Below are 23,295 nucleotides of genomic sequence, written 5' to 3'. Positions count from 1 at the left end.
ACAGTAATGCACACCTCCCCACCACCACCGCCAAGACCCGCCGGGCCGGCATCTGCCTAGCTCGCCAGCGAACTGCCGGGTTTGCCACCCGTACTCACGGTGGCGAACCCATCACTTGGTGGGTCCGCCAGGCAAATGGGTCAGGCGGTGAGGGCGAGGGTGAGGAGAGTGACGGGGAGGGCCAGCTCGACGGTGGCGCCGAGGACGTCGCCGGTGACACCGCCGAGGGCTCTCCGTGCCCGGCGGGCGACAAGAATGCTGACCACGACAGCGAGCAGTACGGCGCCCGCGCTCCCGGCCAGCCGCGCGCCGTCAAACCCAGCGAGGGCGAGCGCCCCGGCCAGTACGACGACTGTCGCGACGACAGCCGCGATCGGTCGGACGGTCGCCGCGACCATCGCGCCGAGACCACCGGGGCGGGCTGACGGGATCGTCGTACGGCAGGTCCACGGGAGCGTCAGGCGGCTCGCGGTGACGGCGATGAGCGCGGCCTGCCAGCCGAAGCCGGCCTGGATGCAGGCCGTGAGGGCGGCGACGTCGAGCAGCAGGACCATCACGATCGCCACGACCCCGAACGGCCCGATGTCGCTCTGCTTCATGATCCGAAGCATCGTCTCGCGAGCCCGCCGGCTCCCCAGCGCATCCGCAAAATCCGCCAGCCCGTCCAGATGCAGCGCCCCGGACACCACCACAACCACCAGCACCCCAAGCACAGCCGCAAGCAGCTCAGCATCCGGCCGCAACGCCTGAGCCACCGCCACCACCCCAGCCGAGATCCCCCCGACCACCATGCCGACCAGCGGCGCTACCACCATGGCCCGGCCACCAACGACCCGATCCACCCGCGAAGGCATCCGCGCAGGCAACACCGTGAGCGTCCCCAGCGCCAACCAGGCGCCGTCCACCCATCCACCCCGCCCGTCCCCGGTCGGACCCTCGTCGGGGCCGGGCCGATGCCCGTCCCGGCCGATGCCCGAGCTGTCCCGGTTGGCGGGGTGGTTGTTTTCTGGTGGGGGTGTGCTCATGTGAGGGGGAGGGTTCGGCCGGCTACGGTCCAGAGGACTGTGGTGGAGTTCAGAGAGATGGTGGTGTTCAGGCGGCCCATCAGGTCGCGGAACAGGCGGGTGCCGGCGTCGGCCGGCACGACCCCGGAGCCTACGTCGTTGCTGACGGCAACCACCGGGCGGGCGGCGCTCGACCAGGCTTCGGCGAGGGTCTCGATCGCTTGCTCGACCAGCCCGGCGCGGGTCAGGTCGGACCAGATGTCGAGGGCGTCCATCGTCCGGGACAGCCACAGCGTCAGGCAGTCGATCAGCAGCGGCGGACCGGGGGCGGCGAGCAGCGGGACCAGGTCGATCGTCTCGGCCAGACCCCAGGACGCCGGCCGGCGGGCGCGGTGCTTGGTGATCCGCTCGGCCCACTCCGGGTCCGACGAGCCGTCTCCGCCGGTGGCGACGTACAGGACCTCGGGCTCGCTACTCAGCAGCCGCTCGGCGGCGATCGACTTGCCGGACCGGGCGCCACCCAGGATCAACGTGCGCTGCTCAGCCATCAGCCCTCCTCGACTCGAAAACCACCGGTACGTCGAAGGCAGCCTTGCGCGCCGTACGACGGAATGCCGCCAGCACCGGCCGACCCAGCAGCAGAACCATCACTGCGGACAGCACTCCACGCGGAATGTCCCACCCGAGCGACGTCGCCACCACGAAAAGCAGGTACCTGTGCAGGTTCTCCGCCAGCGCGTCACCAGGGACGAACGAGAAGTCGCTGCCGAACGTCGCGTACGGCCAGAACCACAGGTTCATCAGCACGCCGTACAGCACCCCGGACACCAGCGCGTACGCGCCCAGCACGAGCAACTCGAGCCGGCCGCCGACCCGTGGCAGCAACCCGGCCAGGCACCCCACCCACGCGCAAGCGAACATCTGGAACGGCATCCACGGCCCGACCCCACCACTGATCAGCGCCCCGCCCAGCAACGACACAGCCCCCAGCACGAACCCGAACCCGGCGCCGAACGCCCGGCCCGCCAGCACCAGCAGGAAGAACCCAGGCTCCAGTCCAGCCGTGCCGGGACCGAGTGCCCGCAGCGCAGCTCCTACAGCGGCCAGCATGCCGAGCAGCGAGATCACCTTGGCGTCGATGCCTGACTCGGACAGCTCCGCCAGTACGACGGCCACCAGCAACGGCAGCAGCAACACGAACAACCACGGCGCATCGGTGGTGTGCCCGATCGCCGACTCACCCGCCTGGTCGGTGATGTACAACAGCGGCCACCCAAAGGCCAACAACCCGACCAGGGAGGCGATCAGCAGGGCAGCAGTGCTGCGCGGCTTCAAACGAACAAGCTTCATGATGCCCGTTCCAGGGCTGTGGCGACCTCGCCGACTGTCAGGAACGGCAACGGTGCAAGGATCTTCGCCACCTGCGGTGCAAAGGCCGGCGATCCGGCGATCACCGTGGCCGTCTCGCCGTCACTCACCAGCTCACCCTCAGCCAGCACCAGCACCCGCGTAGCGACCTCAGCCACCATCTCGACGTCATGCGTGGACAGCACGACGGCATGACCCGCAGCAGCAAGCTCCCGCAGGATCTCCACCAACCGTCGCTTGGCCCCGTAGTCCAGTCCGCGCGTCGGCTCGTCCAACAGCAACAGCGGAGGAGCACCACACAGTACGACGGCCAGCGCAAGACACAGCCGTTGTCCCTCGGACAGGTCCCGCGGATGCATCGACTCGTCAACGTTCGGAGCCAGCCGCTTCAGCAGCGCCCGGCAGCTACCCGCCGGCACACCGAAGTCCTCGTCGGCTCCCGCGCACTCGCCGGCGACCGTCGCCGCATAGAGCAGGTCAGCCGGCTCCTGCGGGACCAGCCCAACCGCCTTCACCAGTTGGGAGGGCCGCGTACGGCGCGGGTCCGCGCCAGCCGCCACGACCGTCCCGGACCGCGGCGGCACGATCCCCACCAACGCGTTGAGCAGCGTGGACTTGCCGGCACCGTTACGGCCCATCAGCGCGACGATCTCACCGGCTTGGATGCTCAGCGACACCCCACGTAGCGCAGTGACGTTGCCGTAGCCGACCACCAGGTCCTTGCAGCGCGCCAGCTCGCTACCAGGGGCTGTGGACGATCGCTGCGGCACCGCCGAGTCCAACCGGCTGCGCAACGCGACCGCGGCCCGCCGTGCATCCCGCACCGACAGCGGCAGGGGAGACCAGCCCGCTAGTCGTCCCAGCTCCACCACAGGGGGAGCGACCGGTGCGGTGACCATCCGCTCGGCCGGAAGCCCAGTAGAGACAGCAGCCGACCCACCCGGGACCTCGATCACGCGGTCGGCGTACTGGATGACTCGCTCGAGTCGGTGCTCAGCCATCACCACAGTGACGCCCAAGTCGTGCACCAGCCGTTGCAGCGCAGCCAGCACCTCCTCAGCAGCCTGTGGATCCAGTGCCGACGTCGGCTCGTCCAGCACAAGCACAGCAGGGTGCGACGTCAGCGCAGCGCCGATAGCGGTCCGCTGCCGCTGACCGCCGGACAGAGAGGTCAACGCGCGATCCCGTACGTCGGCCAGCCCCAGCAGGTCCAGCGTCTCCTCGACGCGCCGTCGCATCACGTCCGGAGCCACCCCGAGCGACTCCATGCTGTACGCGAGCTCGTCCTCGACCGTGTCGGTGACGAACCCGGCCATCGGGTCCTGGCCGACCATGCCGACCTCGTCGGCCAGATCGCGCGGGCGGTAGTCCCTGGTGTTGCGGCCGTTGACGACCACCCGGCCGGACAGCGTGCCTCCGGTGAAGTGCGGCACCAGCCCGTTGATTGCCCGCAGCAACGTCGACTTGCCGGAGCCGGTCTGCCCGATCACCAAGGCCAGCTCACCCTCCGGCACCATGAAGCTCACGTCCCGCAGAGCGGGTGCGTCGGCGCCGTCATAGGTCACGGTCACTCGGTCGAACTCGATCATGCGGTCACCAGCTCACGTCGAGGCGCCGGCGGAGGCGCGACCACAGCCGGAGCCAACCCGAGCAGGATGCCGATCACCGGCAGCGCCGGCACCGGGGGCACGACCAGCGGACCAGCCAGCACCAGCCCTTCGACACCACGAGTCGCGGAGGCGATCATCGTCCCGGCAGCCAGTGCACCGGACGCCACCACCAGCCACTCCGGCAACGCCCACGGGTCCGGGCGATAGCGAGTACGCGTTACTCGCTGCCGTCCGACCGCCATGGCGCTCACCGCCAGCAGCAGTCCGACCAGCAGTGCCCCTGCAGCGAACGGGAACGCCATGGAGTCGGTCAGCAACGCATAGACACCGAGCAGGATGCCAAGCAACCCGAGCAGCACGCACAGCCCGGTGATCTGGCGCTGGCGTCGAGGCACGTGCGCCGTACGGCCGTAGCCGCGGCAGTCCATCGCTGCAGCGAGCTCCACCGAGCGATCCAGGGCGCCTTCCAGGACGGGCATCGCCGTCGTACGGAAGGAGCCCCGGGTGCGGCCGCGGAGCCGACGGGCGGCGCGGATTCGGCGGGCATCGGTGACCAGCTGTGGTGCGAAGGTCAGCGCGACCACGCAGGCCACACCCATCTCGTAAAGGGCCCCAGGCAACGACTTGAGCAGCCGCCGAGGACTGGCGAGTGCGTTGGCCGCGCCGATGCAGCAGAGCATGACGGCCAGCTGAAGGCCGTCGTACAGCGCGGTCAGCAACGCCTCGAGGGTGACCTCGCCGCCGAGCTTCACGCCGTTCGCCCAGGCAGGCAACGGGATGTGGGGTAACACGAACAGGACCGTGTTGCCTTGTGAGCGCGTCGACAGCAATGCCTGCAGCACCACCCGGACACCGATCACCGCCAGGCCGAGCTTGAGGAACGCGGCGTAGCTGTGGGCCCAGGGAGCGTCGCTCCGCCGGGCCGACACCACGAAGCCGGTCACCACGAGGATCAGCACCAGCAGCACCGGGTTGCGGGTCCTGCTGGCCGCCACCGCCATGCCGAGCGCCCACAACCACCAAGCCCCCGGGTGCAGAGCCCGGGGGAGCGTCAGGCGATGGACAGTACGCACCTAGCTCTGCTGACTCGCGCGCCGGCGGTTGAGGGCCAAGCCGCCACCGGCCAGCACGACGACCACTACAGCGGCGATGATGATGCCGGTCCACGGAGCGCCACCGGACGAGTCCGAAGAGCTCGCGGCGGGAGACGGCGAGGGCGCGGCGCTCGACCCGACCGCAGCGCCGATCTGCAGCGTCACCGGGGCATCGGTGGCCGGGACCTGGATGTTCTTCACCTGGTCACCACAGCCCGTAGCCGGGTAGCCCGCGATCCCGCAGGTCAGGCCCTTCTCGATGCGGACCGGAGCTACTGCCGCCAGGATCTTCGCACCGGTGGCCTGCACGTCTGTGACCACGCAGGTGCCGGTGGCCGGCCCGGGAGTCTGGCCGCTGAGCGCGTCCTCCGGCGTACCGGGGTCGACCACCAGAGCCACACGCTTCTTGCCGGACTCCGCCGGGGTGCTGCCGCAGATCGCCTGGAAGTCACCGGCTGCGCGCGGCACCCGCGGCTTGGCGCCGCCGAGGGCGTACCGCCAGCCCTCCACGGCCCCATCGGCCGGTACGACGCCGTCGGCGCCCTTCTGTGCGAAGGCCCACTGGCCTCCGCTCCACTGGTAGTAGCCCCAGAACCGGTAGCCGTCTTCGGCTTGTGCTGTGGTGGCGACGGTCCCCGCCAGCAGGAGACCCGCCAGCAGGCTGAGGACCAGTCGGGCGGTCCGGCGATATGCAGTCATGTCATGTCCTCGATCGGGCCGTGCCCGGTGGAGGAAGTCCCGCCTGCGTCGGCAGGGTGGGGCTCCACCCGCGGACCACGGCGGGTAGTTGAGCCTGTCTGCCTGCGTCACAGTGTTCCGGCTCGCCACCGGGAGGTGGCCTACGGTTGCGGGTCAGCGCCGGACTTCGACCGGCTTCCCTGAGAACGCAGGAGTGGTTCAGCGGCAGCTTAACAAGCAGGAACCCGTACGACGCCGCGCAGGACGTCGTACGGGTTCCTTGAAGGCTGCTTACTCCGGGGCGGCGAGGCTCATCGGGCCGTAGACCTCGCGGCCGTCCTCGAGCAGGAAGACCTGGCCGACGCCGCGCTCGGCCAAGTCGCGCCAGCTCTCGCCGAGCCAACTCTCCGCGTCGCCCTGGGCGGAGAAGTCGGCGCCGCCGACCTCACTCGGGTCGACGACGGCACCGGAAGCGGTCTCGAACCGCCAGCTCCAGCTCATGAGCCCGGCCGGGTCTGCGGCGCGTTCTGCTCGGTCTTGGCCGGGTCGCGCTCGACGATGCTGCCGAGCACCTCGTCGATCTGCTTCAGCACGCCCTCCTCGAGCCGGACGCCGGACGCCTTCACGTTCTCGACAACCTGCTCGGGCCGGGAGGCGCCGATGATCGCCGAGGAGACGTTCGGGTTCTGCAGCACCCAGGCGATGGCCAGCTGGGACAGCGACAGCCCGGCCGACTCCGCCACCGGCTTGAGCTCCTGCACCCGGCCGAGCACGTCGTCGTTGAGGAACCGCTTGATCATGTTCGCGCCGTTGGCGTCGGTGGCCCGGGAGCCCTCCGGCGGCTGCTGGCCGGGCAGGTACTTGCCGGTCAGCACACCCTGCGCGATCGGCGAGAACACCACCTGGCCGATGCCGAGCTCCTCCGAGGCCGGCACCACCTCGGCCTCGATCACCCGCCAGAGCATGCTGTACTGCGGCTGGTTGGAGACGAACGGGATGCGCAGCTCACGGGCCAGCCGGTGGCCCTCCTGCAGCTGCTCCGCGGTCCACTCCGACACCCCGATGTAGAGCGCCTTGCCGGACCGGACGACGTCGGCGAAGGCCTCCATCGTCTCCTCCAGCGGCGTCTCGGAGTCGTACCGGTGCGCCTGGTAGAGGTCGACGTAGTCGGTCTTGAGCCGCTTCAGCGACGCGTTGATCGACTCGTGGATGTGCTTGCGGGACAGGCCGACGTCGTTCGGTCCGCCCGGGCCCGTCGGCCAGTACACCTTGGTGAAGATCTCCAGCGACTCGCGCCGCTCACCCTCCAGGGCCTCGCCGAGCACCGACTCGGCCTTGGTGTTGGCGTAGACGTCGGCCGTGTCGAACGTGGTGATACCGGCGTCCAGCGCCGCCCGCACACACGCCTTGGCCTGATCGTTCTCCACCTGGGAACCGTGCGTGAGCCAGTTCCCGTACGAGATCTCGCTGACCTTCAAACCACTGTTGCCGAGATAGCGGAAGTCCATACCCCGACCCTACTGCCCGTGCCCGCGCCGTACCCGTCCAGTCTCAGCTGGGCTTCTCGCCGCGCTTCACCATCGGCTTGGGCAGCCGCCAGCGGCGCATCTGCATGGTCCGGCGGACGGCGTAGAAGCCGATGCCCTTGGCCGACTCGTTCGGGAACTTCACCCCGACTGCCTTCTTCAGGCCCGCGGTGAGCAGGAACCAGTCCGCCGCGATCAGCAGGATCATCGCCAGGAAGAGCAGGTTGACCGTGCCGGCCAGCCAGGGGAAGGCCGGCGAGAAGACCACGCCGAGCAGCGACACCACCAGCAGGATCGGCAGCGCGAACTCCATCACCGAATACCGGGCGTCGACGTAGTCGCGGGCGAACCGCCGGACCGGCCCCTTGTCGGCGGCCGGCAGGTACCGGTCGTCGCCGGTCTGCATGGCCGACTGCATCTTGGCGCGCTCGGTCCGCATCTTCTCCCGCCGGAGCGCGGACGCCTCCTTGCGGTTGCGCGGCTTCTTGAACGATGCCTTCCGGGCCGCCTCGGCGTCGCGGCGGCTCGGGGTGGGACGTCCCTTACCGCCCGGCTTGCTCTGGGGCTCGGCGGGTACGGTGGTATCTGTCTCAGACTTGGTACGACGGAACACGGGGTCTGAACCTCATTCGGCAGGGCAGGTCGCGACTCGGGGGAGTCCCCGGAGCTCACCACCACTTTATCCGGGCCGGTCCTGATGGTGTGGTGACCCGTGGGGACATAGGGTGGTTGACACGCACGCCGGGTCGACTGTCGCCGGCACAGAAGGGGTACGGATATCGATGAGCATCTTCAAGAGGATGTCGACGATCTTCAAGGCCAAGGCGAATTCCGCCCTGGACAAGGCCGAGGATCCTCGCGAAACCCTTGACTACTCGTATCAGAAGCAGCTGGAGCTGTTGCAGAAGGTGCGGCGCGGAGTGGCCGACGTGGCCACCAGCCGCAAGCGGGTGGAACTGCAGGCCTCGCAGCTGCAGTCCCAGTCGGCCAAGCTGCAGGAGCAGGCCCAGAAGGCGCTCTCGATGGGCCGTGAGGACCTGGCCCGGGAGGCTCTGACCCGGAAGTCCGGCCTGCAGGGCCAGATCGACGACCTGCAGACCCAGCACGCCCAGTTGCAGGGCGAGGAGGAGAAGCTGACGCTCGCCTCCCAGCGGCTGCAGGCCAAGGTCGAGTCGTTCCGGACCCGCAAGGAGACCATCAAGGCCACCTACACCGCGGCCGAGGCGCAGACCCGGATCAACGAGGCGTTCTCCGGCATCTCCGAGGAGATGAGCGACGTCGGCCTCGCGGTCCAGCGGGCCGAGGACCGGACCCAGCAGATGCAGGCCCGGGCCGGCGCGATCGACGAGCTGCTCGCCTCCGGCGCGCTCGACGACGCCACCGGCACCAGCAAGGACAGCATCACCTTGGAGCTGGAGCGGATGTCGTCCAACTCCGACGTCGAGAACGAGCTGGCCGCGATGAAGGCTCAGATCTCCGGCGGCGGCGCCCCGAAGGAACTGTCCGGTGACGCCACACCGGGAACCGCCCAGGCCCAGCAGCCCACGCAGCGGCCGGCCGCCGAGCCGGTGCGACCGCAGGACGGAGACGCCCGATGATCGTTCGGATCATGAGTGAGGGCCAGTGGCGACTGGCCGACGAGAAGCTGGACGAGCTCAACAAGGTGGACGGCGAGCTCGAGAAGGCGGTCTCGGCCGGCGACGAGGAGGCCTTCAAGGTCGCCTTCGCCGCCCTGCTCGACTTCGTCCGGGCCGGCGACAAGCTGCCGGACGACGAACTGCACGACTCCGACGCGATCCTGCCGCCGAGCGACAGCTCGCTGGCCGAGATGCGCGAGCTGATCAGCGGCGACGGGCTGATCGCCGGCTGACCGGCCACCCCGATCGGCGCCCCGACCCGGCGGCCGGTCACGAGCAGTAGCCGAAACGAGACCCCCGGGACCCACAATTGGGTCCCGGGGGCCTTTCTTTTGCCTTCCGGATTGCGCGCGGGTAAACAGTCGCGATTGCTACTGTGCGGCACCGCTTTGACGTAGTACTGTCTGGATCACGCCGTTGTGGGGGCGGCGTTTCATCGAAGTTCGTGACGGGGTGTGGGTTGGTCACGTGCTTCGGATTCACCTGTGGGGGGTGACTGTGCGTGACTGAATTTGTCATGTCCGAGGAAGGGTTGGCCGATTCGGCTGCCCTTCGGCCGGCGCCGTCGGGGGAACGACGCCGGCCGGTCTGGGTGGTACCGGACGAAGTCCCGGCGATCGTGCCGCGGGCGGCCCGGCTCACCGAGGCGCGCTGGGTGTCGAAGTACCGGTGGGCCGCGCTCGCCGGGGACCTCGCCGCCGCGCTGATCGGTGGGTCGCTGGCCCTCGTCGCCCGCTTCGGCGGCCAGATCAACCTCGGCTATTTCATCCTCGGCGCCGTACTTCCGATCGCCTGGCTGGCCTGCGTGGCGCTCGAGCGCGGTTACGAGAGCCGGTACTTCGGCACCGGTCCGGAGGAGTTCCGCTCGATCATCCGGGCGGCAGTGGCTTTGACCGCGCTGGTGGCGATCACGTCGTACGCCATCAAGCTCGAGGTCGCCCGTGGTTTCGTCGTGGTGGCGGTGCCGATCACCTGCCTGGCCGCGATGTACGTCCGCTGGCTGCTGCACCGTGCGATCTCGCGGCGGCGGTTCGCCGGCCGCTGCATGCGCCACGTCCTCGTTGTCGGACGCAACGACCAGGTGACCACGCTGCGGCGGCACCTGGAGGCACGCCCGGCCGACGGGTACGTCGTGGTGGCGAACTGCCTGCCACGCGGTGACGCGTTCGAGGAGCCCGAGCCCGAGCAGCTGGGCCGGACCGAGATGGACATCCTGGCCGCGGTCGACCAGTTCGAGGTCGATGTGGTCGCGGTGGCCGCCGACCCGGAGCTGGCCGGGCACTCGCTGCGCAAGCTGTCCTGGGCGCTCGAGCAGCGCGGGGTCGAGCTGATCGTCTCGCCCGGCATCGTCGAGGTCGCCGGTCCGCGGATCTCGATCCGCCCGGTCGCCGGCCTGTCGCTGCTGCACCTGGAGCGGCCGTCGGTGAGCGGCGGGCCGCACCTGCTGAAGAGCATCTTCGACCGCGTCGTCGGCGGCCTGATCCTGGTCGGCGTGCTGCCGATCCTGCTGGTCACCGCGTTCCTGGTGAAGATCACCAGCCGCGGCCCGGTGCTGTTCAAGCAGACCCGGGTCGGCCACGCCGGCGAGCGGTTCCAGATGCTCAAGTTCCGCACCATGGTGGTCGACGCCGAGGAACGCAAGGCCGAGCTCCAGGCGCTGAACGATGGCAACGGGGTGCTGTTCAAGCTCCGTGACGATCCGCGCGTGACGAGGGTCGGCAAGTACCTGCGCCGGTTCTCGATCGACGAACTGCCGCAACTGGTGAACGTGCTCCGGGGGGACATGTCACTGGTCGGGCCTCGGCCGCCGCTACCGGCCGAGGTGGCGCGCTACGCCATCGAGGACGAGCGGCGGATGCTCGTGAAGCCCGGACTGACCGGCCTGTGGCAGGTCAGCGGGCGCAGCGACCTCACCTGGGAGGAGTCCATGCGGCTCGACCTGAGGTACGCCGACAACTGGTCGATCGCGCTGGACCTGCTGATCTTGTGGAAGACCGCCCGCGCCGTCCTCGGACGCGACGGCGCCTACTGACAACCGCCCCCGGCCTTCTGCCGGCCGGGCGGCATCACAAGCACCACATCTCTCAGTACGACAGCGGTGCGTTCCCGAGGGGGGAATCCAATGTTGCAGCAACTCAGTGCCCCGTCCGGCACTGATCAACCTCTGCCCGGCGACCCGTCCGGCCGGTCCGAGGCCGCGAACCTGGTGATCCAGGCCGCGTCCGGCGACCAGGGCGCGTGGAGCCGGTTGGTCGACCACTACGCCCGGCTGGTCTGGGCCGTCACCCGCAGCTTCCGGCTCAGCGACAGCGACGCCGCCGACGTCTCCCAGATGGTCTGGCTACGGTTGCTCGAGCACATCCACCGGGTCGACCCCGAGCGGGTCGGCGCCTGGTTGGTCGTCACCACCCGCCGGGAGTGCCTGCGGGTGCTGGCGTTCCGCAAGCGGGTGCTGCTGACCTACGAGTCGGCCGCGTTCGAAGGCGTGGCGGGCGACCAGCCGGACCTGGACGCCGACCTGCTGGCCGGTGAACGGGCGGACGACGTACGGCGGGCGTTGCAGAGCTTGCCGGATCGGTGGCAGCAGCTGATGGGCATGCTGATGGCCGACCCGCCGGCGCCGTACGCCGAGATCTCCGCGACGATCGGGATCCCGATCGGCAGCATCGGCCCGATCCGGGGCCGGTGCCTGCAGAAGCTCCGGATGCTGCTTGCCTCCTGAAGCAGCAGACGGGCCGGGTCCGGCACGCCCCTGCGGAGTGCCGGGCTCGGCCAGGCCGGCGGCCGGTTCGGGACCACGGAGTCAGAGCATGACCCACGCGGTCCGGACCGGCCGCTGTGCCGTGCCCGGCCAGCGGAGCAGGAAGCTCACCAGCCGGGCGTTCGTCGGGCCGCCCTCGGATCCCCGCGACTCGACCACGACCGGACCAGCGGGGGAGACCCGCAGCTCGATGGTCAGGTCGCCGCGGCCCCGGACGTCGACGTCGAGGGTGATGCCGTGCCCGGCGAAGCGCAGCGCCCGTACCTCGTCGCGGCAGCTCTCCGGGGCGTCCACCAGGCTGTCGAAGACCAGGTCGAGGACATCGAGGTTACGCTCGTGCCGCCCGAACGCGGCGTAGCCGACCGAGCGCAGCAGTGCGATCTGCTCGCCGGCGGCACGCTCAGGAGGCCCGATCATCGCGCTCAGCGCTCCCCCTGCACCTTGATCACGCTGTCCGGGTCCTGCCCGTACGGCGCGCCCTGCCAGGCGGCCCAGTTCACCCGGTTGCCCTGCTCGTGCACGATGAAGTTCCACGGCCCCGCGTAGGTGTTGTCGTAGAACTTGTTGCCCTGCTTGAAGGTGATCGCGTCCTGCACAGTGGCCTTCTCGTACGGCGACCAGGCCGGGAACGTGCCCCAGTTGGAGAACAAGCCGTTGTACCCGCAGCCGGCCCGGGAGGCGCAGGTCGTGCCGATCTTGTCCGGGTCGAGGGCGAACACGTTGTCGTGCACCTTCACGTTCTGCGTCTTCCACCGGCAGTCGCTCAGGTACGGCTCGTTCTCGATGTTCTTGGCGTTGCAGGTCTCGGCGGTGACCACGGTCGGGTTGACCAGGGTGCCGGCGCCGGTGCTGGTGTTGGCCGCCGACCCGGAGAACCGGTCGGCGTTCTCCCACAGGATCACGCCGGCCCAGTTGTCGGTGAAGACGTTGCCGCTGATCTCGAAGGTCTGGTTGAACACGCTCTGCACCCGGGCGTCGCTGCCGGACTCGGAGATGTACACGGCGGGGGTCGGGAAGCCCTGATTGAGCGGGCCCTTGCCCAGGCCGTTGCGGACGAACGTGTTGCCCCGGATGCCGGCGTTGTAGCTGGTCTCGTAGACGATGCCCTCGGCCAGGTTGTTCGAGATGTAGTTGCCCTCGATCACGAAGCCGGTGTTGTTGGTGTCCGCCCACAGCCCGGCGCTGAGGTTGTCGTGCACCCAGTTGTTCCGGATCACCGCGCCGGTGACCTCCCAGAACTTGCCGCCGCCGGTGCAGCCGCAGCCGACCTTGGCCTTCTCCCAGTCGTCGGTGTTGTTCCCGGCGATCTCGTTGCCCTCGATGGTGATGCCGTTGACCTTGTCCGGGTGGTAGGCGTTGAAGCCGTACTGGCCGTTCTGCTGCAGACAGTTGCCCTTGACAACGTTGTGGTCGCCGACCATCACCCCGGCGCCGGCGTTCAGCCGGATCGTGTTGGCCTGGATCGTCCAGCGGCCGGAGGCGTTGTGGTTGACCACGCCCTCGTCGTTGTTGCCCCGCCGCGGGCCGAAGTTCTGGATGGTCAGGTTCTTCACCGTGACGCCGGTGGCGTAGCCGGTGAAGGCGTACCGGTTGTGCTTGCGGCCGTCCAGAACCGCGCCCGGCGCACCGATGTAGGTGTTGCCCTCCTTCGGGATCACCTGGGCGTACGGTCCGGCGCCGAGAGTGTGCGTGCCGGCGGTGAGCCAGAACGTCGTACCGGGTGGGCTCGCCTCGGTGAGCTCGTTGAGGTTCTGCGTCGGGCTGACCACGACCGCGCCGGCCGGTGCCTGAGTCGGCCCGGCCAGTGCCTTGGTGTTGCCGCAGATCCTCGCCGGCGGTGCGGTCGGCGCGGGCGGCGCCGGCAACAGCTGCGGGGCGGTCGCCGTCGCCGGACTGGCCTGCGCCTCTTCCTGTGCCGGATCACCGCCGGTGACGGCGAAGCCGATTGCCACCAGTGCGGCGACGACGATCACCGCCACGGCGCCGAGGATCCGGCGGTCGCGGTACCACGCGGTGCGCCCCCCGGGGACCGGAGGGGGCGGGTCGCGATGCTCCATGACACTTCCTTCAGGGGCAGTTGTTCCGGGGACTCAGCGGTGCGCGGAGGCCGGGTGGCGGATGGCGAAGCGGTAGATCTCGAGCAGTTGCCCGAGGTTGTGCGCGGTCTGGTGCTTGTCTTCGTAGGTCTTGCGGGCCTGGCGGCCGAGCTCGTCGTACCGGTCCGGCGTGCTGTCGACGTCCAGCAGCAGCTTGGCCAGCGCGTCCGGCCGACCCGGCTCGAACAACATGCCGTCGACCTCGTGGTCGACCAGGTCCGGGAACGAACCGTGACCGGACGCCAGCACCGGTACGCCGACCGCCATCGCCTCGACCACGACGAGCCCGAACGTCTCCTCCCACTCCGACGGCAGGACGACGGCCCGGGACCGGCCGATCAGCTCGAAGACCTCCTGCTTGCTCATCAGGCCGTGCAGCGAGACCGACGGCCGCTCGGCGGCCCAGGCGGTCACCTCGTCCAGCAGCGGCCCGCCACCGGCGACGACGAGTTGCAGGGCGTCGTCTCCCGCGATCGCGCGGTACGCGTCCCAGCCCTTCATCAGCAGCGGCGCTCCCTTGGCCGCGTCCAGGCGGCCGACGTAGCTGACCTGCCGCTGCCGGGTGCCGCCGAGTGGTCCGTCGTACGGGACGAGGTTGTGCTTGACGAACGAGCGGTGCGGGTCGAAGTCCATCCCGGCCAGCAACTGGCGCTGGGACTCGGAGATGAACACGTACGCCGAGACCAGGTTGCGCCAGGTCCGCCGATGACCGCGGGTGTTGAGCACGGTGGTCGCGGTCGCGAGCTTGGAGCCGCGGTAGCAACCGTGCTTCACCCCTGGAAGCGGGTTGCCGCCGGCGCAGTCGTGGCAGACCGCGCCGTCGCGGAAGAAGTCGCCGCTGGCGCAGAGCAGCTTGTAGTTGTGCAGCGTGATCACGACCGGCACACCCGCGTCGCGGCAGGCGTAGAGCACCGACGGGCTGAGCAGCGGGAAGGTGTTGTGAAGGTGTACGACGTCCGGCCGGAAGCGCTCGAGCTCCGCGGCGAGGTCGCGTTTGCTGGCCGGGTTCCACACCACCCGGGCCGGCAGCGTGGCCTTCTGCCAGGCCGGCCAGTCCTCGATCACGTCGCTGTGTCGCTCGAAGTGCCGGACCTCGTGGCCGAGCTCGGCCAGCGCCGCGCTCTCCTGGTCGACCACCCGGTTCTCCCCGCTCGGAGCGGTCGACCGGTACCTGTTGTGCACCAGCAGGATCTTCATCGGGCTCCCTCACGGGTGGTCACGTTGTACACCAGCGACGCCGCCAGCGTCAGTTCGAGCAGGTACGGCGACGCCTCGCTCAGGCCGCTCTCGGTGAAGGACGCGACCACGCAGTAGGCGACCAGGAAGAGCGCGAGTGCGCGCTGCGGTCCCTGTGGGCGGAACCACGCGGCAGTCAGGACGAACAGCACGAGCATGATCGTGATCGCCACGCCGACCAGGCCCACGTCGTAGTACGTGCCGAGCCAGTTGCTGTCGATCGGCAGTCCGTTGAACGACTTGTTGGACAGGCCGAAACCGAAGAAGGTCTCGAAGGTCGAGCGCGGCGCGGCCAGGATCGACTCCCAGACCGCGCGCCGCCCGGTCAGCTCGGTCACCTCTTCGGAGTCCTGCCCACGGGCCAGCCAGGTGGCCACCACCGAGCCGACCGTCAGCGCTCCGACCGTGAAGACGACGACACCGATCGCCAGGAACCGGCGGGCCCGGGTGCGTGCGGTGAACAGACTGAGCCCGGCGATCAGCACCCCGGCCAGCATCGCGATCAGCGCCGTCCGCGTGTGTGTCAGCAGCAACACCGGGACGGACACCAGCACACTGACGGCCGCGACACTGCGTTTCAGCAGGCCGGAGAACCACAGTACGGCGGTCAGGCCGGTGGCGACCGCCGCGTAGTGCCCGACCTGGGTCGGCGGGATCGGCCAGATGATGCCGTTCAGCCGGTCCTGGAACATCGCGGTGCCGGGCGCGACCATGAGCCCGAGGGCGACCGAGCCGAGGATGAACCACAGCACGATCAGGTGCGTTCGCACCAGCAACAGGTCGCGACGGGTCCACCATGGCGTCAGCAGCCACAGCACCAACGCGAACGTGAACAGTCGGCCGGCCCGGAACAGCGCACCGAACAGGAACTCCGCCCGGATGCTGGCCAGCAACGCCTCCGACGCCAGCGTGATCAGCAGGAAGATGTAGACGCTCGGCCGGAGCCGGACCGGCCGGTTGACGGACAGGACCAGCACCAGCGCCGCGACCAGTGACGCCTGCGCGATCAGCTTGCCGATGATCCCGGGGATCGGGACCAGGATCGGCGCGCCGGGGAAGAACGTCATCACGTTCAGCACCAGCAGGGCCCACACCAGTTGGACGCGACGACGCCGGCGAACCTCGGGTGCGATCACCCGCCGGGTCGGCCGCCGGCCGATCCGGGTCGCCAGTCGTTCCGTCAGCGCAGTATTCATCGGCCGAACATCTCGACGTCCACGGTGCGGGCCTGACCGGCCTCGGTCTCCGCGACGCCGACGCTCTCGTCGGTGTGGTCCGGCCGCAGCACGACGGCGGTGTCGATCTCGAGTCCGGCCAGCCGCAGCATCTCGCCGGTGGCCTGGATCTTCGCAGTCGTCGAGCGGCCGGCGGTCACCACGACCGCGGCGTGCGAGGCCCAGGTGCCCAGGTGGTCCGCGCCCAGCTCCGGCGACAGCGTGGCCAGGGCGAGCACCACGTCGGCGACCTCCCAGGCGGCGTCGAGCGCGATGTCACCGCTGCTCTCCGGCCGGCTCGACTCACTGAGCCGCAGGTAGCAACCCTGGGCCGGGCCGCCGTCCGGATCGGGCAGGTGTACGTCGATCCGCCGCCCCGGCTCGCTGAACCGGGACTCGCGCGTCCCCGGCGCCTTGACGCCGAGCATCATCGCCAGCAGCCGCGTCTCGCTGAGGTCGGCCACCAGGACGTGCTTACCCTCCTCGGCGAGTGAGACCGCCAGGGCGGCGACGACCAGCGCGGAGGTGCGGACGTCGTCGACGCTGACGACAGCGGTCGCCGGGGTCGGCCGTTCACCCCAGAAGATGCGCTGGCCGAAGTGCTGGACCATCAACCGGACTTCCGGGTTCCGTCGCTGGGACGCGCGCAGGTAGCGCGGGAACGGCAGCAACTGCAACCGGGACGGCCGTGGACTGCTCAGCCGGACCCGCGCGCCCAGGGCGCCGGCGATGTCCTGCCGCTTCCACAGCCGGTCGGAGATCAGCGCCCGGACGATCACGAAGGCGACGCCGATGAACAGGCCGGCGAGCAGGCCGGTGCCGGCGTTGATCGCCATCGTCCGCTTGGCCGAGCTCGGCACCGGCGCGGCCACGTCGAGGATCCGGCTGCTGTTCATCCGGGAGGCCTGAACCTCCTGGTCCAGCATCTGCTGGCGGACGTACTGCTCGCGGTCCCGGGCGACGCCGAGCCGGACCATCTGTGTGCTGTTCGGACGGGCCGGATCGTCCGGGTTGTCGCCGGCCGCCCGGACCGCCGCCTCGGCCACGGAGACCGCGGCGCTCGCGGCGGTCAGGTCGCGGCGCAGCGGACCGTCCTGCAGGGCGATCTGCTCCTTCCGGAAGATCAGGAACACCTGAGCGATGACCGTCGCCTGCTTGGTGGCTTGGTCGGTGGTCTTGGCCTGTACGGCGATCTCCATCACCCGGTCGGTCTTGCTGGTCGCGGTGTACCGCTTCAGCAGGTCGTCCGGCGTCTCCGGCAGCTTGAGCAGATCGATCACCCGCTGCGCCACCGTGTGCGTGGTCGCGAGGCTGACGTCCGTGGCCATCGCCTTGGCCGGGTCCTCACCGTCCTTGTGCGTCAGCACCAACCGGGTCGCGGACACGTGCGGCTGCGGCAGGACGTACGTCGACGCCACGCCGCCCACCAGGCCGACGAGGGCCAGGATCAGCCAGATCCGCAGATGCCGGCGCAGGGCGTCGCGCAGGAAGCGGAAGGTGACCAGGCTGTCCGGCGGGAAGGCGTTCGTCGGTTCGGCGGCGAACAGACCGTCGTCGTCGGCCCAGCCGGGATCGGTGGCGACGGGTTCGTTGTAAGGCTGGTTGCTCACTTGGTCCTCCTCGCAGTGGTGCCGGTGAGGAGAGTGGGCAGCCGCGACCCGGAGCGGCGGGTGGACTGCGAGACGCGGCCGATGGTGCGGTCGGACGGGTCGGGATCGGTCACGACCAGGCCGTCGATGGTGCGGTCGTCGGCAGCGGCCGCGACGGCCAGCCGGGCCAGTTCCTCGGCCGTCACGATGCCCGACGACAGCGCGACGATCGTGCGCGTGGTCCGGGTGGTGCCGGCCAGGTGCGGTGCCTCCCGGTCGACCACGACCAGGTGGATGTCCAGGGCAACCTTGCCGGCCGGCTCCTGGTGCGTGTCGACCACGATCGAGGTGGTGATACCGATCGAGTTCGCCAGCGCGGCCAGCTGCGGGCCGAGCGGCAGCGCCTTCTCGTCGCCGGCGAACGAGATGACCGTCAGCGACTGCTGGGAGCCGCCCTTCAGGTCCAGGTCGAGGTGGTGCAGCGTCTTGCGCAGGCTCCACGCCTCGACCGCGGTCGGCGAGTAATGCTCCAGCAGATAGGCCCAGTCGGACACGTCAGTCGCCCGGTAGGACGAGACGGATGCCAGCACCGGCAGTCCGACCGCGTCGGCGAACTCGTCGCGCAACCGCAGCCGGCGGTCGCCGCGCACCTTGGCCAGTACTCCGATCGAGCCTGCGACGGCGCCGATCAGCGCGCCGAGCAGTCCCCAGATCCCCAGATGGACCGCGAGGTTGCCACCTCGTGCGGTCGTCGCTTGCTCCAGCACCCGTGCCCCCGTTTTCTTCCCCAGGTCGCCGGGCAGCACCTGGTCGGTGGTGATGAAGACCAGGTAGACCTCGGAGACCGCGTTCGCCAGCCGCATCGCCTGCGCTGCCGACACGCCCTTGGCGTCGATCTTGATGACGTCGTCGGTCAGCGCCGTCACCTTGACCCGTTCCCGGACCACCTTGGTGGGCAGCGCCGGGCTCAGGTTCTGGCCGGCGCTCTTCAGCACCGGCTCGCTCCCGGCGATGAACACCTGGGTCTCGATACTCTGCGTGCCCTCGGCCTTCTCGGTGTCCGTCGCGGGCGGTGGCGGCAGCACGACGAGCGAGGTGGCCGTGTGCAACGGCGGCACCAGCAGGCCGTAGCCCAGTCCCACGAGCAAGCCGACGGCTGCTACGGCGGCGACAACGAGGCGGTGCCGCCGGATGGCCCGCCAGGACTTCTTGACGTCGAGCTGCTGTGAACTCACAGGCCCCGCCCCTCCAGTCGAACGTCACGATCGGTTCGGAGTAATAGAGGGACGGAAAACGGGGGTGATACAGCAAGACTCCGGTCAGGACCGGAACTGGAACCTGCTGATCGCGGGGGAGTCCGGTCCGAGCCGCCCGGCGCCGACCAGCGTGGTGATCGGCACCTTGCGGCCGAATCGCGGTGAGTACCAGCCGAGCAACGGATCGTCACCGCCACAGTGCGCGGTCCAGCTCAGCCCGGCCGGCAACTCGACGACCGCGGACCCGTTCGGCCACTTCAGCCGCCCGGTCGCACCGTCCAGCTCGACCGTCACGTCCGGCCCGAGATGCCAGGCGATCCGGACGTCGGCCGCCGCGTCCAGCTGATCCTCGACCCGCAGCACGCCCCCGTCGAGTACGGCGGTCCGCCGGTGCGTGATCGGGGTGTCGCCGGACTGATAGCCGTCGTGCTCGGCGTCCCAGGTCATCACGTCACCGTCGGCGGCGTACCGCCGTACCTTGCCTGTTGCACCTCGCAGCCAGAGGAACGGGCCGCCCCAGACGGACTGCTCGGCGCCGGCGACCTCGACGGTGTTGTGGGCGATCGTGGAGCGGAAGTAGTTCCGCCACTCCTCCTCGCCGTGGTAGCAGTACGTCCCCGGGTCGGCCAGGATGTCCACACCGCCGACCCGGACCTCGAGCGAGAGCGCGTCGCAGTGCGCATGGGCCGCGATGGACAAGAACCCGTGCGGTCCCGCATCACCGCGGCACCAGATCTCCGGGCCTTCGTCGCGACTGCGCAGGATCGTGATCCCGGCGTCGGCGAAGTGGTCCGGACGCTGTGCCGGTCGATGCGGCTGCGGGCCGTTGACCAGACTCCCAGCGAGTACGGCGGTCGCCGTCCGCGGACTGTCCGGCCACCAGTCGGCGCGGCCGACTACCGCTGCACAGAGGGAGAGGTACGCCGACCAGTTGTGGACGTCGGGCGGGTCGAGAACGAGCACCATGCCCTCGTCGTCGTCGCCCTGACGTGGCGGGCGCAGCGTGCTGTCGACGATCGCCGCGGCCACGTCGACGGTCCGGGTCAGCAGCGCCCACGTCTGCCCACTCAACGGATGACCGGCCTTGTCCGCCTCCAGAGCGGCGTACAGGCCGAGCTCGGAGACGAAGCGGTGGTAGTCGGTCGCGAGCTCGCGGTTGACGCCGGACGGGAAGGTGTTGGCGTCGAGCTCGCGCTCCAACAGCTCTGCCGCGTTCGTGCGCCACTTGTCGCTCTGGGCGAACCAGGGGAACGCGCAGGCGCCCACCAGTTGGCCGGCTGCCTCGGCGATCACGTGGTTGTTCGCCGACGAGCCACGGCTCTCGAAGGCCGCCAGGTAGCGCTGGTGCCAGTACAGCTGCCGCAAGGCCAGCTCGTTGTGCTCGAACAGGTCGGTGACCTCGGGCCAGTCGTCGAGCAGCCGCCGGATCCAGGCCCAGCTGATCAGCCGGATCCCGATCTCGATCCCGCTGGCCCAGTGCACCCCGGACAGGAACGGGTTCGACCGCCACCAGTCGTTCAGGTGGTCGGCGACGCGGTCCGCGTACTTGTCGTCGTGGGTCAGGTACCACGCTGCCGCGAGCTGGGTCAGGTGGTGGTGCCGGGACAACTCCCAGACCTGCTTGATGTTCCCGACCAGGTCCTCGTTGCGGTGGTTGAGCTTGAACGTGTACTCCGCCGGATCGGACCGGCGCCCGGTGGTCGGGTCGCGGAACCAGTCCGGCGCCTTCAGGTCGGTCCGGTCGACGCCGAGCACCTCGAGCTTCCCGGCCAGGATCGCGTCTGCGGTCTGGATGATCGTCGTACGCGCCTCGTCGGGTACGCCGTCGGCTGCGTGCGGAGGCAGGACCGCCGGGAACGTCAGGTCCCTGCGCAGCGGCAGCTGGATGTCGGCGTCCTGCCCGGGACGGACCTGTTGGTAGGCCCAGGCAGTACGCCGTACGTGGTCACGCGTTCGCCAGGCCAGCTCGGTGGGGGACATCCGGCGCAGGCGGCGGACGTACCAGCCCAGGGGCTGGCGGCTCATACGGTTCCCTGACCGGGGCGGTGGGGTGGGGAAAGAATTTGCTCAGCCTTGCCGCTCGCGAGGCTGCGGTCCACTGCGATGGTCGCGCGGGTGGTGGCGACCAGCGAGTCGAACGAGATCGGCATCGGTCCACCGGACTTCACCGCGTGGACGAAGCGTTCCAGTTCGACTCGCTGGCCCTTGTCGGTGCCGCGAACCTTGCGGGTCGACGGCTTCCGGCCCGCCCACACCGACGCGCTCTGGAAGTTGTCCAGCCGGCCGTTGCGGCCGCCACCGGTGATGTCCAGCGTCTCCTTCGGGAACCGCGAGTTGCCGCCGCCGACGTAGCTGATCGTGGCGGCCGACCCGTTCCCGAACCGGAGGCTGACGATCACGTCGCCGGCGTCCGGCCCGGGGACGGCGTACACCTCGGTGGGCGGGCTGTCGAGCCACCAGCTCACCGTGTCGATGAAGTGGCCGCCCTCGCCGCCGAACCGGCTGCCTTCCTTGTCCTGGTCCAGGTACCAGCTGGACGGGTCCAGCCGGCCGGCGTTGACCAGGTAGCGCAGGGAGGAACCGCCGCCGGGGGTGCCGAAGCGCTCCCGCAGGTCGGTCAGCAGCGGCGCGAACCGCCGGTTGAACCCGACCATCAACCGGTCGTTGCCGGTCGCGTCCACGGTCGCGACGATCCGGTCCAGGTCCTCGTCGGTCAAGGCCAGCGGCTTCTCGACGAACACGGCCTTCCCGGTCTCGAGCGCCTTGCACGCCAGGTCGGCATGCGTGCTATGCCGAGTCACCACGAAGATCGCGTCCAGCGACTCGTCCGCCAAGACAGCAGTCGCATCGGTCGAGATCTGCTCGAAGCCAAACCGCCGCTGCGCATTCGCCGCAGACAACGACTTGTTGGTCGCGACATGTGCCAGCGCAACATCCTCGTTCTTCTGCAAATGCGGAAGAAGCATCGAAGAGGCGTAGTTGCCCGCACCGATGAACCCAAGTCGCGCCGTACCAGCTGTGGCCTGAGCTGAACGTGCGATCCTCGTGGTCGTCTCCTGCTTTTCGTCCCGTGGAACATCTGGGTACTCGAACAAGAAGCCGACGCCTTGGAACGCACCCGACGACAGTTGCTGGTAGACCTCCGTCGCCTCGGCGATCGGAAAGACTCTGGCTACCAGCGAACCTACGTCGATCTGTTCGCGGGCGATCAGGTCGATGAAGCACTCGAGGTTGCGGCGTTCGGTCCAGCGGACGTAGCCGGCGGGGTAGTCGATGCCTTCGAGCTCGTAGCGGTCGTCGTAGCGGCCCGGGCCGTAGGAGCGCGAGAAGCGGACGTCGAGCTCTTTGTCGTAGTAAGCGTTCCACGGCAGGTCGAGCTTGGTCTTGCCGATGTCGACGACCCGGGCGCGGTCGCGGGCCAGCCGAGCCGCGGTCTCGACCGGGCCGTTGGTGTGACCGCCGGCGGCGAGCAGGATGTGGTCCGCGCCGAGTCCGTTCGACGCCTCCAGCAACGACCGCTCGAGCGCGGCGATCCCGGCCTCGTCGGCCGACGAGCAGTGCAGGGCGCCGGCCTTCTCCGCCATCCGGCACCGGTCCTCGACCGTGTCGATGCCGAACACCCGGACGCCGGCCGCGACCAGCAGCCGCACCACGAGCTGCCCGACCAGACCGAGCCCGATCACGACCGCGGTGTCGCCGAGCTGCACCTCCGACTGCCGTACGCCGTGCATCGCGATCGCACCGACAGTCGAGAAGGCGGCCTGCTCCGGCGGCACCCCGTCCGGCACCGGAACGCACAGGTTGACCGGCACCCAGTTGTACTCGGCGTGCAAGGCGAACTCGTTGCCCGCGGCAGCGACCAGCTGACCGACGCTGAACTCCTCGGCTCCGGCGCCGACCTCGACGACCACGCCGCACAGCGAGTAACCCAGCGGCGTGTACGAGTCGAGCTTGTTCATCACCTTCTTGTAGGTGTTCAACGCACCTTGCTGGGCGACCGAGTCCAGGACCTTCTTCACCTGGTCGGGTCGGGCCCGCGCCTTGCCGAGCATCGACAGCTTGGCCTCGCCGACCTTCATCAGCTCGGTGCCGGTCGAGATCAGCGAGTACAGCGAGCGGACCAGCACGCCACCGGGCGCACAGGTGGGCGGCGGCACGTCGAGCACCGCCAGCTCACCGGACTTGTAGTTCTGTGCAACCTGTTTCATGCCAGTCCTTCAGAGAGA

21 protein-coding genes and 1 riboswitch are annotated in these 23,295 nt (G+C 69.5%); of the genes, 4 read left to right on the top strand and 17 right to left on the bottom strand.

The features are described 5' to 3' along the window. Window positions 1-140: 140 nt before the first annotated feature. The 9 genes from cobS to ACIBL3_RS42475 all read right to left on the bottom strand — a co-directional run bounded on the left by cobS (window position 141) and on the right by ACIBL3_RS42475 (window position 7,893). Window positions 141-1,025, bottom strand: coding sequence for an adenosylcobinamide-GDP ribazoletransferase (cobS, locus tag ACIBL3_RS42515; RefSeq protein WP_396359694.1), 885 nt, complete (start codon window positions 1,023-1,025; stop codon window positions 141-143). After that, window positions 1,022-1,552 carry a bifunctional adenosylcobinamide kinase/adenosylcobinamide-phosphate guanylyltransferase gene (locus ACIBL3_RS42510; RefSeq protein WP_396359693.1) on the bottom strand — a complete coding sequence of 177 codons (531 nt, stop codon included), beginning with the start codon at window positions 1,550-1,552 and terminating at the stop codon, window positions 1,022-1,024. Before ACIBL3_RS42510 ends, cobS begins: the two co-directional genes overlap by 4 nt. Next, window positions 1,545-2,354, bottom strand: a complete 810-nt coding sequence (locus tag ACIBL3_RS42505) for an ECF transporter S component (RefSeq protein WP_396359692.1) — start codon at window positions 2,352-2,354, stop codon at window positions 1,545-1,547. The genes ACIBL3_RS42510 and ACIBL3_RS42505 overlap by 8 nt, the downstream gene beginning before the upstream one ends. Further along, a complete protein-coding gene (locus tag ACIBL3_RS42500) occupies window positions 2,351-3,961 on the bottom strand; it encodes an ABC transporter ATP-binding protein (RefSeq protein ID WP_396359691.1) in 1,611 nt (536 codons plus the stop codon). The genes ACIBL3_RS42505 and ACIBL3_RS42500 overlap by 4 nt, the downstream gene beginning before the upstream one ends. Then, the gene (locus ACIBL3_RS42495; protein WP_396359690.1) at window positions 3,958-5,055 is read right to left on the bottom strand and encodes an energy-coupling factor transporter transmembrane protein EcfT; all 1,098 of its coding nucleotides are present in this window, start codon (window positions 5,053-5,055) and stop codon (window positions 3,958-3,960) included. The genes ACIBL3_RS42500 and ACIBL3_RS42495 overlap by 4 nt, the downstream gene beginning before the upstream one ends. Further along, window positions 5,056-5,775, bottom strand: coding sequence for an SCO2322 family protein (locus tag ACIBL3_RS42490; RefSeq protein WP_396359689.1), 720 nt, complete (start codon window positions 5,773-5,775; stop codon window positions 5,056-5,058). A gap of 112 nt (window positions 5,776-5,887) precedes the next feature. Beyond that, window positions 5,888-5,954, bottom strand: a riboswitch (cobalamin riboswitch). Window positions 5,955-6,045: 91 nt separating this feature from the next. Next, window positions 6,046-6,255, bottom strand: coding sequence for a hypothetical protein (locus tag ACIBL3_RS42485; protein ID WP_396359688.1), 210 nt, complete (start codon window positions 6,253-6,255; stop codon window positions 6,046-6,048). Beyond that, a complete protein-coding gene (locus tag ACIBL3_RS42480) occupies window positions 6,252-7,262 on the bottom strand; it encodes an aldo/keto reductase family protein (protein WP_396359687.1) in 1,011 nt (336 codons plus the stop codon). Before ACIBL3_RS42480 ends, ACIBL3_RS42485 begins: the two co-directional genes overlap by 4 nt. A gap of 43 nt (window positions 7,263-7,305) precedes the next feature. Continuing rightward, complete coding sequence (locus ACIBL3_RS42475) at window positions 7,306-7,893, bottom strand: DUF3043 domain-containing protein (protein WP_396359686.1); 588 nt, start codon at window positions 7,891-7,893, stop codon at window positions 7,306-7,308. A 169-nt stretch (window positions 7,894-8,062) separates the two neighbouring features. Here ACIBL3_RS42475 and ACIBL3_RS42470 point away from each other — a divergent pair, with 169 nt between their 5' ends. The 4 genes from ACIBL3_RS42470 to ACIBL3_RS42455 all read left to right on the top strand — a co-directional run bounded on the left by ACIBL3_RS42470 (window position 8,063) and on the right by ACIBL3_RS42455 (window position 11,639). Continuing rightward, window positions 8,063-8,878, top strand: a complete 816-nt coding sequence (locus tag ACIBL3_RS42470; protein ID WP_396359685.1) for a PspA/IM30 family protein — start codon at window positions 8,063-8,065, stop codon at window positions 8,876-8,878. Next, window positions 8,875-9,150 carry a hypothetical protein gene (locus tag ACIBL3_RS42465; RefSeq protein ID WP_396359684.1) on the top strand — a complete coding sequence of 92 codons (276 nt, stop codon included), beginning with the start codon at window positions 8,875-8,877 and terminating at the stop codon, window positions 9,148-9,150. Before ACIBL3_RS42470 ends, ACIBL3_RS42465 begins: the two co-directional genes overlap by 4 nt. 269 nt (window positions 9,151-9,419) lie before the next feature. Continuing rightward, window positions 9,420-10,949, top strand: a complete 1,530-nt coding sequence (locus ACIBL3_RS42460; protein WP_396359683.1) for a sugar transferase — start codon at window positions 9,420-9,422, stop codon at window positions 10,947-10,949. A gap of 90 nt (window positions 10,950-11,039) precedes the next feature. After that, window positions 11,040-11,639 (top strand): RNA polymerase sigma factor, encoded by a 600-nt coding sequence (locus tag ACIBL3_RS42455; RefSeq protein WP_396359682.1) that lies wholly within the window; start codon window positions 11,040-11,042, stop codon window positions 11,637-11,639. Window positions 11,640-11,720: 81 nt separating this feature from the next. Here ACIBL3_RS42455 and ACIBL3_RS42450 read toward each other — a convergent pair whose 3' ends face one another. The 8 genes from ACIBL3_RS42450 to ACIBL3_RS42415 form a co-directional block, all read right to left on the bottom strand. Continuing rightward, the gene (locus ACIBL3_RS42450; protein ID WP_396359681.1) at window positions 11,721-12,095 is read right to left on the bottom strand and encodes a hypothetical protein; all 375 of its coding nucleotides are present in this window, start codon (window positions 12,093-12,095) and stop codon (window positions 11,721-11,723) included. Between the two features lie 5 nt (window positions 12,096-12,100). After that, window positions 12,101-13,735 (bottom strand): right-handed parallel beta-helix repeat-containing protein, encoded by a 1,635-nt coding sequence (locus ACIBL3_RS42445; protein ID WP_396359680.1) that lies wholly within the window; start codon window positions 13,733-13,735, stop codon window positions 12,101-12,103. A gap of 33 nt (window positions 13,736-13,768) precedes the next feature. Beyond that, the gene (locus tag ACIBL3_RS42440; protein WP_396359679.1) at window positions 13,769-14,971 is read right to left on the bottom strand and encodes a glycosyltransferase; all 1,203 of its coding nucleotides are present in this window, start codon (window positions 14,969-14,971) and stop codon (window positions 13,769-13,771) included. Next, on the bottom strand, window positions 14,968-16,206 hold the full coding sequence (locus tag ACIBL3_RS42435; protein ID WP_396359678.1) for a hypothetical protein: 1,239 nt from the start codon (window positions 16,204-16,206) through the stop codon (window positions 14,968-14,970). Before ACIBL3_RS42435 ends, ACIBL3_RS42440 begins: the two co-directional genes overlap by 4 nt. Then, window positions 16,203-17,834: a YveK family protein gene (locus ACIBL3_RS42430; protein WP_396359677.1), complete on the bottom strand. Its 1,632-nt coding sequence runs from the start codon at window positions 17,832-17,834 to the stop codon at window positions 16,203-16,205. Before ACIBL3_RS42430 ends, ACIBL3_RS42435 begins: the two co-directional genes overlap by 4 nt. Continuing rightward, window positions 17,831-19,048 (bottom strand): Wzz/FepE/Etk N-terminal domain-containing protein, encoded by a 1,218-nt coding sequence (locus ACIBL3_RS42425; protein WP_396359676.1) that lies wholly within the window; start codon window positions 19,046-19,048, stop codon window positions 17,831-17,833. Before ACIBL3_RS42425 ends, ACIBL3_RS42430 begins: the two co-directional genes overlap by 4 nt. Before the next feature lie 84 nt (window positions 19,049-19,132). Next, window positions 19,133-21,094 carry an alginate lyase family protein gene (locus ACIBL3_RS42420; RefSeq protein ID WP_396359675.1) on the bottom strand — a complete coding sequence of 654 codons (1,962 nt, stop codon included), beginning with the start codon at window positions 21,092-21,094 and terminating at the stop codon, window positions 19,133-19,135. Continuing rightward, window positions 21,091-23,277: a bi-domain-containing oxidoreductase gene (locus ACIBL3_RS42415; RefSeq protein ID WP_396359674.1), complete on the bottom strand. Its 2,187-nt coding sequence runs from the start codon at window positions 23,275-23,277 to the stop codon at window positions 21,091-21,093. Before ACIBL3_RS42415 ends, ACIBL3_RS42420 begins: the two co-directional genes overlap by 4 nt. Window positions 23,278-23,295 lie beyond the last annotated feature (18 nt).

This window comes from Kribbella sp. NPDC050124, from assembly GCF_044460355.1.
Taxonomy (GTDB): Bacteria; Actinomycetota; Actinomycetes; order Propionibacteriales; family Kribbellaceae; genus Kribbella.
This window is presented reverse-complemented; position numbering and strand designations above follow the sequence as displayed.

Coding starts and splice junctions, on each gene's coding strand:
- cobS (WP_396359694.1), bottom strand. CDS start 1,025: ATGAGCACACCCCCACCAGAAAACAACCACCCCGCCAACCGGGACAGC.
- ACIBL3_RS42510 (WP_396359693.1), bottom strand. CDS start 1,552: ATGGCTGAGCAGCGCACGTTGATCCTGGGTGGCGCCCGGTCCGGCAAG.
- ACIBL3_RS42505 (WP_396359692.1), bottom strand. CDS start 2,354: ATGAAGCTTGTTCGTTTGAAGCCGCGCAGCACTGCTGCCCTGCTGATC.
- ACIBL3_RS42500 (WP_396359691.1), bottom strand. CDS start 3,961: ATGATCGAGTTCGACCGAGTGACCGTGACCTATGACGGCGCCGACGCA.
- ACIBL3_RS42490 (WP_396359689.1), bottom strand. CDS start 5,775: ATGACTGCATATCGCCGGACCGCCCGACTGGTCCTCAGCCTGCTGGCG.
- ACIBL3_RS42485 (WP_396359688.1), bottom strand. CDS start 6,255: ATGAGCTGGAGCTGGCGGTTCGAGACCGCTTCCGGTGCCGTCGTCGAC.
- ACIBL3_RS42480 (WP_396359687.1), bottom strand. CDS start 7,262: ATGGACTTCCGCTATCTCGGCAACAGTGGTTTGAAGGTCAGCGAGATC.
- ACIBL3_RS42470 (WP_396359685.1), top strand. CDS start 8,063: ATGAGCATCTTCAAGAGGATGTCGACGATCTTCAAGGCCAAGGCGAAT.
- ACIBL3_RS42465 (WP_396359684.1), top strand. CDS start 8,875: ATGATCGTTCGGATCATGAGTGAGGGCCAGTGGCGACTGGCCGACGAG.
- ACIBL3_RS42455 (WP_396359682.1), top strand. CDS start 11,040: ATGTTGCAGCAACTCAGTGCCCCGTCCGGCACTGATCAACCTCTGCCC.
- ACIBL3_RS42450 (WP_396359681.1), bottom strand. CDS start 12,095: ATGATCGGGCCTCCTGAGCGTGCCGCCGGCGAGCAGATCGCACTGCTG.
- ACIBL3_RS42445 (WP_396359680.1), bottom strand. CDS start 13,735: ATGGAGCATCGCGACCCGCCCCCTCCGGTCCCCGGGGGGCGCACCGCG.
- ACIBL3_RS42440 (WP_396359679.1), bottom strand. CDS start 14,971: ATGAAGATCCTGCTGGTGCACAACAGGTACCGGTCGACCGCTCCGAGC.
- ACIBL3_RS42435 (WP_396359678.1), bottom strand. CDS start 16,206: ATGAATACTGCGCTGACGGAACGACTGGCGACCCGGATCGGCCGGCGG.
- ACIBL3_RS42420 (WP_396359675.1), bottom strand. CDS start 21,094: ATGAGCCGCCAGCCCCTGGGCTGGTACGTCCGCCGCCTGCGCCGGATG.
- ACIBL3_RS42415 (WP_396359674.1), bottom strand. CDS start 23,277: ATGAAACAGGTTGCACAGAACTACAAGTCCGGTGAGCTGGCGGTGCTC.